Genomic DNA, 8,324 nt, shown 5'->3' on the forward strand with positions numbered 1-8,324 from the left:
TAATACAGCTGGAAGTCCCAGGGTCTCCCAGCGCCGACCGACACTCTCGGCCTTGTGGTGGGCCGTGCGGACACGTTGTCCGGGGCGCCATTGCCCTCCAGGGCTCTCCTCCAGAGCTTTCCCGCATGGTGATGTTGGCCTGGCCGTATGGTGGGGCTCGGCATGCGGCGTGGGCCATACCGGACTCGGTGCGGTTCCGCCTCGACGGGGCGTAAGGGGGGGCAGTGAGGGTGGCTGTGTGGGGCGACCGGCGCGCCGTCTTGGTGACGACGGTTCTGGTCCTGGCGGTCTTCGCCGGTGCGCTGTCGCTGCTGAGCTGGGACCGGGCGAACCAGGTGGCTGGCGTGGTCTCCGCGGTGGTCGGCGTGGCCGCCTTGGGGGTCGGCGTCTGCGCGTTACTGGCCCCGTCCGGGAGCACGTCGGTACAGGTGTCCAGTACCGGGAGCGCCACGGCCGCCGGCGGCGGGGACGCCAACACGGGTGCCGTCGCCTCCCCGTCCGACGGTGTGGTCTCCGTCGGGGAGACCGGTGACGCGCGGGCGGACGGCGGCAGCGCGAATACCGGTTACCGGGGGCAGGGTTAGCGGCGCATCCGATGTTCTTCCGCAGCCGCGCCGCGGTGCGTAAGTCGGGTGGATCCTCCGCCGAGGGAGCCGGGGCTTTCGCCAACAGTGGCGTGATGATTGACAGCTTCGTGCAGGTGTTCGCGGGGCGCGCCGCCGTCTCCGGCTATCTACTGCAGGTGGAACAGGCCCTCGCCGCCGCCGATTTCCAGGGGCGTGAGAGGGAACTCGCCCAGCTGGCCGCCTTCTGCGCGCACGAAGTCCCCGCGGACGGTCCCGACGGCAGTTACTGGCGCTGGGTGGCCCCGGCATGGGCGGGAAAGTCCGCCCTGCTGGCGCACTTCGTCCTGCACCCTCCACCCGGCGTCGATGTCGTATCGTTCTTCGTCACCTCCCGCATGGCCGCGCAGAACGACGCGGCGGCGTTTTGCGCGGTTGTCCAGCGGCAGGTGTTCGCCTTGCTGCGCGAGGAGGAGCCGCTGAGCACCCCCGCCACGCGCGACGAGCAGATGCTGCTCGCGCTGCACCGCGCCGCACAGGGGTGCGCGGCGCGCGGCCGACGACTCGTGCTCGTGGTGGACGGGCTGGACGAGGACCGCGGCGTGACCGCCGGTCCCGACGGCCACAGCATCGCGGCGCTGCTGCCACGCGTTCCCCCGCACGGCATGCGGATCCTCGTCGCCGGCCGTCCGCACCCGCCGATACCGGGGGACGTGCCCGCAGACCATCCCCTCCGCACCACGCGGATCGACCACCGTCTGGAGCCGTCCCCGCACGCCCGCGCGGCGCGCTGGGATGCAGAGCGGGATCTGCTGCGACTGCGAGACGGCGGCGGACTGGGCTGGGACCTGGCCGCTCTGACCCTCGCGGCCGGAGGCGGGCTGAGCGCGCACGACTTCGCGGAGCTGACCGGGAGCCCGGCGCGGCTGGTCGAGCGCGAGCTGTCCGCGGTGAACGGCCGCAGTTTCCGCCGGCGCTCCAGGCACTGGGCGTCCGCCGATCCGCCCGTTTTTCTCTTCGCGCACGAGGAGATCCGGCGCGGCGCGACGGAACTGGTCACGGACCAGGAGCTGGCGGCCCACCGCAGCCGTCTGCACCGGTGGGCGGACTCCTACCGGAGCGCCGGATGGCCGGAGGAGACGCCCGAGTACCTGCTGCGCGGCTACACCCAATTGCTGCATGACCAGGGGGACACTGCCAGGCTGGTGGCGCTGGCCTGTGACACCGGGTGGCAAGAGCGGTTGTGGCGGGCGTCCGGGGCGGACCTGGAGGCGCTCAGTACGGTGTCGTCCGCGTTCGACCTGGTGCTCGCGGACGGCTTGCGCCGCGGCGATCAGGACGTGTCCGTGGCCCTGCGGCTCGCCGCCGCGCGGGACGGGCTGCACGATCGGACGGCATCTCTCCCCTCCGGCCTGATCGCCCTGTGGGCCCGGCTAGGGCACCCGGCGCGCGCCGTTCATCTGGCCGAATCGCGGCGCGACGCATGGGATCGGGTGGCCGCTCTGAGCGCCATCGCCGGCGCCCTGGCCGCCGCCGGGCGCCCGGATCAGGCGGCCACCCTGCTCGACGGAGCGGACAGCACCGAGGACCGGGACCGCTTCCTGGAAGCGATCGCCAAGGGTCTGGCGGACGCCGGCCGACCCGCCGAAGCCCTACAGCCGGCCCGCCGCATCAGCGGCCCGGAGCGCAGGGCGGACGCTCTCGTCGCCGCCGTCGGGGCCCTGGCCGGGGTGGCGAGGAACGTCACGGAAGCTCAGGAGGAGGCCGGGGCCCCGGGCCCCGATGCGGTTCCCTGGGCGCTGGAAGCCGTCGACGCGGTCATGGCGGTGCCCAACACCGTCTCCCGGAGCGCCTTGGGCGCCTCGCTGACCGCCGCGCTCTCCCGGCTCGGCGAGCAGCGCCGGGCCCTGGCGCTGGCGGAGCGTGTCGTGTTCCGTTCGGCCGGCTCCGGTGACCCCGTCCGGCGTGCGCAGTACCTCGCCCTGTTCGCCCGGGGGATGTCCACGGCACCGGGGCTCGCCGAACAGGCTGCCGAGTTTGCCCTGACGTCGGCCCAGCTGGCAGCGGACATCGACGACCCCGACGGCGTGGACTGGGTCTACCCCCACGTCGCCGCGGGCCTGGAGGCGACCGGGCACCACCAGCAGGCGACCGACCTGGTCAGCCGTTTCCTGAACGATCCGGAGGACGGCCTGCTCGAGATCGGCATCACGGCCGCGGAAACCGGTGACCTCGATCGTGCCCTGGACCTGGCCGAGCGGATCACCGAACCCATCTACCGGGCGCGCGTCCTCAACGCCGCCGGCAGGACGACGGCAGAGTCCCGTGACCCGGCGCAGACGCTGCGCCTGGCCCGACAAGCCCGCGACGCCACCGACAAGGTGCCCTACCTCCACTGGCGGATGACGCTGTCGACTGACACCGCCGACTTCCTGCTGCGAGCGGGCCAGGAGGAACGCGCCCACGCCGTGGTCAAGCGGGCGACGGACGTGGCGCGGAGGGCTCGTGGGCGCGGGGTGCACACCCTCATCAAGCTGGCCGTCGTAGCTGGCCGGTCCGGGCGGCCGGGCGACGCGGTCCGCCTCATCCACCACGCCGAACAGGCCGCCGACGCGTCCGCCGGTTACGCACGCATCCTCGATCTCGCGGAGCTGGCCGAGGGCCTGCACCAGACGGGTCGCCCTGCTGAGGGGTACGAACTCCTGCGCCGCGTACTCCACGAGAGCCGGACCCTGGCAGATCCCGCCGAGCGCACCGAGGGCCTGCGACGGGTGGCCCAGGCATTCGGCCGCACCGGGAAACCAGACGGAGCGGCAGAGCTCGCTCAGGAGATCCTCGGCCTGGCAGCCACTGCTGACAGCCCCTCCCGTCGGCGCTGGGACACGTACGCCGCCGCCGATGCGCTCCTCGCGGCGGGCGATATCGACGCGGTACTCGGGCTGGAGGGTGGCCTGCCGGAAGACGCGGTCGACGAGATCCTCACCGGTGTGGTGAAGAAGCTCGTAGACGCCGGTGATCTGGCCGAAGCGGAGCTGATCGTCGACAGGCAAGGAGACGAGCGCGCCCTCGGCCACCTTGCGGCGGGCGCCGCAGCCACGGGGGACGTCACCCGTGCCGCCGCGCTGCTGGAGGAGATCAGCACCCCTGCCCTGCGCGAGGCGGCCACGCCGACCGTAGTCAAGGCGCTCTGCCGGGTGGGTGCCCGCACGGCGGCCCGCGCCCTGGCTGACGCCCTCGCCGTGCCCGAGCACCGCGGCAAAGCCCTCGCAGCGATCGCCCAGTCGCTCGGCCCCTGCCCGCAGGGACGCCTCGTGCTGATCGAGGCGCTGTGCTGGAGCCCGTGGGAGCAGGTGACCGAAGAGATCGCCGATGTGGTGCCGGGACACCTGCCCCTTTTGGCAGACCTCGCGCCGGGGGAAAGCTAGAGTCCTTCAAAGATCATCTTGTTGTGGATCACGGGGGATACGCCGTCATATAGTCACCGACCGGGAGTGAAGTGCGAACTGGGCCCAGTTCGCGTCGGCCGTCGACGGGCGCCGCGCTGAGGGAGCCGGTGGCCGCTGGTGGCCTTCGCCGGCCCCCAGGCCGCCGCTCCGGTCGGCATTCCCCGGCGCGGTCCCTTCTTTGCGCGTTCGGTAATGGCAATCAGGAATCTCCTCTGATCTGCACCGCTGGGGGCTATCACACGGTTCAGCAAGCTTCGGCGTCGCAGGGCTGCGCCGGAGCATCCTGCCCGGAACTCGCGGTCAACGCAGCCGGAGGCGTCGCGGGACCCGGGAGTATCCGGCAGGTCGACCGCGAAGACATCAACACTGCTGCAAGTCTGCCTACGGCGCTTCATACTCCGTGGGCATGCGGATTACCTGAATGGTCGCCGGGTCCCGCGGTACCGGAACGGCCTGGGTGCTGATGACCTGGGTGCCCGTGGCCTGAGCTGCGTTTGCCAGGTCTCGCAGGACGTCGTCAACCACGGTGTTGCCGATGCCCTGCTGGTATGGGTTGTCCAGGAGCAGCAGGCCGGGGAAAGCGGTTTCTTCGTCGAGGTCAGATGCCAGGAAGAGAGTGGCGTAGCTGTAGGCCAAGAAGAAGAGCACCTTTGTCTCTGCCCCAAGGGCTTGATCCCAGGGGCGGGTGCCGACGTAAAAGGTGAGGTCACTGTCATTGATGGTGATGGCGCCCTTGACCCAGCCACGTTCACGGTAGCGGTGAAGGAATTCGTTCATGCGCTCGGCGAACACGGCGCATCGTTCGACAGAGGTGAGCGAAGCCGCGGCAACGGCGGCTGGCTCTTGGTCGAGCGCGTCGACGGCCTGTTGTGCAGCGGTAACGGCCTGACTGGCTACCAAGCGGCGTTGGAGGATTTCTTCGATAGCGGGAAAGGCTGTCATCTTCTGTTCGAGCTGGGCGATCTGGCCGGCCAGGTTCTCGAGAGTGGCCATGAAAGGAGCTAGCTGCGCGGCGCGTTGTTCATTGATGCGGTGCGCGAGCCGTGTCTGTTCGTCTTGAAGCTCCGCTTGGCGGGTGCGGGCCGTGTGCAGATCGACCGCGGTGCGGGCGGTGACGTCTTCGAGGTCGGCGAGTTCCGACTTGAGCGACCGGATCTCCACTTGTGCCCGACGGCGACGCTGGTCGTCGCTGACCGGTTGGAAGCACAGGTAGCAGGCGCTTTCGTCGTGTTCTCGGTGTGGGTCGACCCGTTGCTCGCACGCCGGACAGAGCCGTACGGGGAGGGCGTCGAAGATTCCCACGGAGGCGATGAGGCGTTCCATGCGGGTTACCTCGGAGGTGACCGTCTGGGTGGAGTAGGTGTGTTCGCTGGCGAGTTGTTCGAGCGCGAGGACTTCGTCCACCGCGAGTTGCAGTCGCCTGGATACGTCTTCATACAAGCCCGTCAGGGACGAGTCATATCCGGCTGCCGTCTCGGTAGTCGACGTTCCCTGCAAGAGGCTGTTGATCTCCTGCGTCAGTTCGTGACGTCGTTGGCGAACCCCGTCGAGTTGGGAAGTGACCTCTTCCCGTGCGGCCGCTACTTGGTCGAGGGTGCGGGCGACGGGGATGCCGAGCCGTTCAGAGATGGCGGTGACGGCCTGCAAGGTGCTGTCCTGCACGTCGCGCTCCACTGCCTGGGCCACGGCAAGGCGCCGCTTGGCCTGGGCGACGGCGAAGTCCTTGGTGTCGTAGCGGGAGGGGGCGAAGCCGAGGAGCATGCTGATGACGCCGCGTCGGATGAATTCCTGTTCCTTGTTGGCGAAGGTCGTCCAGGATTCCTCGTTGCGGTAGAAGTGGCGCAGCAGATTCCGGAAGGACAGGGGCGTCAGTTCACTGGCTGTGGCCGGGTGGAGGCCCTTGGGTATGCGCAGGTTGGGCCAGCCCAGTTCGCGCAGGATCCAGTCGGAGAAGTCGGCGTCGGTCAGCTCGTCTCCGTCGACGTACACCTTGTTCATGCGCCCGTGCTGGAGGAGACGGGTCAGGACGCGAGGGTGGCCGTTGACCCGTATCGCGGTGGAGACCTCGATGTACTCGTCGGATACGGCGGCACCGAGAGCATCGATCATCCCGCCACGGTCGCCGAAGCAGTAGTCGATGACCTTCAGCGTGGTGGTCTTGGAGCTGTTGCGTGGCCCGCTGAGAATGTTCAACACGCCGGTTCCGAAGGCGTACTCGTTGATCTCTGCGGTGTTGTGGACGAGCTTGACGGAGTCGATCCTGATCCCGCGGTCGGGATGGGCGGTCACGGGCTTTGTCATGGCCGGATCTCCTGCCGGAAGGGCGCGTTGCCGACCTCGTCTGGGAACAGGTCGTAGATCAGGTTTTTCAGGTCAGTACCCGACATCGCAGCCAGGTTTCCTCGCATGGCCTGACAGCGCCGCACCAGCGGCTGGAACTGGGCGGCCTCGGTGAGGCGTTGTGCGGTCCTCTTGCCGGCGGCTTTGAGTTTCACTCGTTCAACCCGGTGGCTTGTGATGGTCACGAGGTCCCTGGCCACGAGGAAGGCGAGGAACTGCCGGTAGCGCTGGTCCCAGGGCCCGTAGCGGTAGCGGATCATCGGTGCCTCGACCTCGGACGAGTCGGGGGCGAGAAACGCGGTTTCGGTATCTACGGCTTCCGGCATCGCGGTGTGGGCCCGCTCCAGGAATCCTGGGTAGCGTACGAAGAAATCAAGCTTGGCGAACTTCGTCCGTCCCTCGATGTAGGGACCGGGCTCCTCACCACAGAGGTAGATGAGCAGCAGGAGCCGTGTTGCGTGAAAGTCAGGGGAGTCGTCCGGGTCCCAGGCGCGATACAGCGGGGGCACCACGCTGCTGCCGATCTTATGAGGCATCGGCGTACCTGTTCTGGCAGCGTGCCGTGATGTCGGAAAGCACTGCGTGGGCCTCAGCGAGGGTGAACTGCCGGCTGGTCACCTCGGGCAGCTCGCTCACCGCCACGAGCGTCTCGAAGTACGCCGTTGAGCCGGCGTCGAGACGTCCGGCGCGTCGTTTCGCCATCGTGAGCGTGCAGATGGCGTTGATCTGATCGGCCAAATCGTCGTACGCGCGGCGCCGGGTACCGACACTGGCACGGTAGGTCCGGCGGTAGCCGAGCATGGCATCGTGCTGGGCTTCCGCCTCGGGCTCCGGTATTTCGGCAGCCTGCAACTTGAACTTGAGTTTCATCAACAGTTCGGTGGAACCGTCTCGTCGTCGCCCAGTTGCTCTGCGCACGCTGTCGTCCAGGGCGCGGCCGAAGTCGTCCGCAGTGAAGGTTCTCGGTCGCAGCTCAAGTGCGCTGCGGGCTATGTACCGGGAGATCAGCCAAATCATGACCTCCTCGACTTCCTCGTACAGCGGTTTCTCGCCCAGGCATGCTTCCACCAGTGGCGCCAGTCTCGTCATGGCCTTGGCCTCGACCTGGTCGATGGTGCGCGCCTCTACCAGAACATCCAGACGGTCGACACACCATCCGATGTCCCTGCCGTCCGGCAGTTGTACGCCTCCGAGTCTCCTGACGATGTCCGCGCGGGCGTCCGCGCTCACAGGGCCGCGAGGACGATCACGTTCCGCGACGAACTCATGAAGGTCCCGCTGAGGCGTCTCGTTGACGATGAAGGTGAACCGAGTGCCGTCCGGCAGCGGCTTGCCCAGAAACAGCTTGCCCAGGTAGCTGCTGTCTGCGGCCTTCTTCTCCTCCGGTCGGCAAACGTTGGCGATACTGTGGCGCGTCCCGGCTTCCTCGATCGTCTTGACCTGCCGGTATACAGGTGCGCCGTCTCGATGACACAGGATGTCCTCTAGGTCCTCCCACGAGACCGCCGTCCACTGCCCTTCAAGCATGTCCAGGCAGTCCAGCAACGTGACGGCATCCTGATATGCGAACCCCCGCCTGCTCCGGCGGCCGCCGTCAGCAGGCGCGAGAGCCACGGCCGCCTCGTGTGCACTGACGCACGGCACTGGACCTTCGATTCACGGCAAAATGGCCTGCACGCACAGTTCCCCCAGAAGCCACTTCGGAGCATGCAGTAGATCACCGCGTCACCCAGAACAGCAACGGTCGTGCAGAACATAAGCTTCGCTCCGCGTTCGTGCCGCTACAGACGCAGCTCGGCAGGAGAAGTGAAGGTGGCTGGCTCAGTCGTAGGCCAGGACGCTGCAAGGGAACTGTCGGAGACGCGCGCCGGACTGCAGCTCGGAGCTGGCATGTCCATTCCCTCGACGGCGAGGCGTTTGACTGCCAAGGCAGGGCGAAGGCGTAGTCCCGCTCAGGGTGATAGAGCAGGCGCTT

At 68.2% G+C, this 8,324-nt stretch carries 5 protein-coding genes; 2 read left to right on the top strand and 3 right to left on the bottom strand.

Annotated elements, in window-relative coordinates; all coding sequences use genetic code 11:
- The first annotated feature begins 224 nt into the window (after positions 1-224).
- Together ACFIF2_RS35645 and ACFIF2_RS35650 are read left to right on the top strand one after the other, a co-directional pair.
- On the top strand, positions 225-584 hold the full coding sequence (locus ACFIF2_RS35645; protein ID WP_395577444.1) for a hypothetical protein: 360 nt from the start codon (positions 225-227) through the stop codon (positions 582-584).
- Positions 585-679: 95 nt separating this feature from the next.
- Positions 680-3,988 carry a hypothetical protein gene (locus tag ACFIF2_RS35650; protein ID WP_395577445.1) on the top strand — a complete coding sequence of 1,103 codons (3,309 nt, stop codon included), beginning with the start codon at positions 680-682 and terminating at the stop codon, positions 3,986-3,988.
- A gap of 402 nt (positions 3,989-4,390) precedes the next feature.
- Here the strand turns inward: ACFIF2_RS35650 and ACFIF2_RS35655 are convergent, their stop codons facing one another.
- The 3 genes from ACFIF2_RS35655 to ACFIF2_RS35665 are packed head-to-tail and all read right to left on the bottom strand — an operon-like array spanning position 4,391 to position 7,993.
- Entirely contained in the window at positions 4,391-6,310 is a 1,920-nt protein-coding gene (locus ACFIF2_RS35655; protein ID WP_395577446.1) for a hypothetical protein, read from the bottom strand.
- Positions 6,307-6,885, bottom strand: coding sequence for a hypothetical protein (locus ACFIF2_RS35660; protein WP_269959798.1), 579 nt, complete (start codon positions 6,883-6,885; stop codon positions 6,307-6,309). Before ACFIF2_RS35660 ends, ACFIF2_RS35655 begins: the two co-directional genes overlap by 4 nt.
- Complete coding sequence (locus ACFIF2_RS35665) at positions 6,875-7,993, bottom strand: dsDNA nuclease domain-containing protein (RefSeq protein WP_395577447.1); 1,119 nt, start codon at positions 7,991-7,993, stop codon at positions 6,875-6,877. Before ACFIF2_RS35665 ends, ACFIF2_RS35660 begins: the two co-directional genes overlap by 11 nt.
- Positions 7,994-8,324 lie beyond the last annotated feature (331 nt).

The sequence above is a fragment of the Streptomyces sp. BK79 genome (assembly GCF_044142145.1).
In the GTDB taxonomy this organism is placed as follows: domain Bacteria; phylum Actinomycetota; class Actinomycetes; order Streptomycetales; family Streptomycetaceae; genus Streptomyces.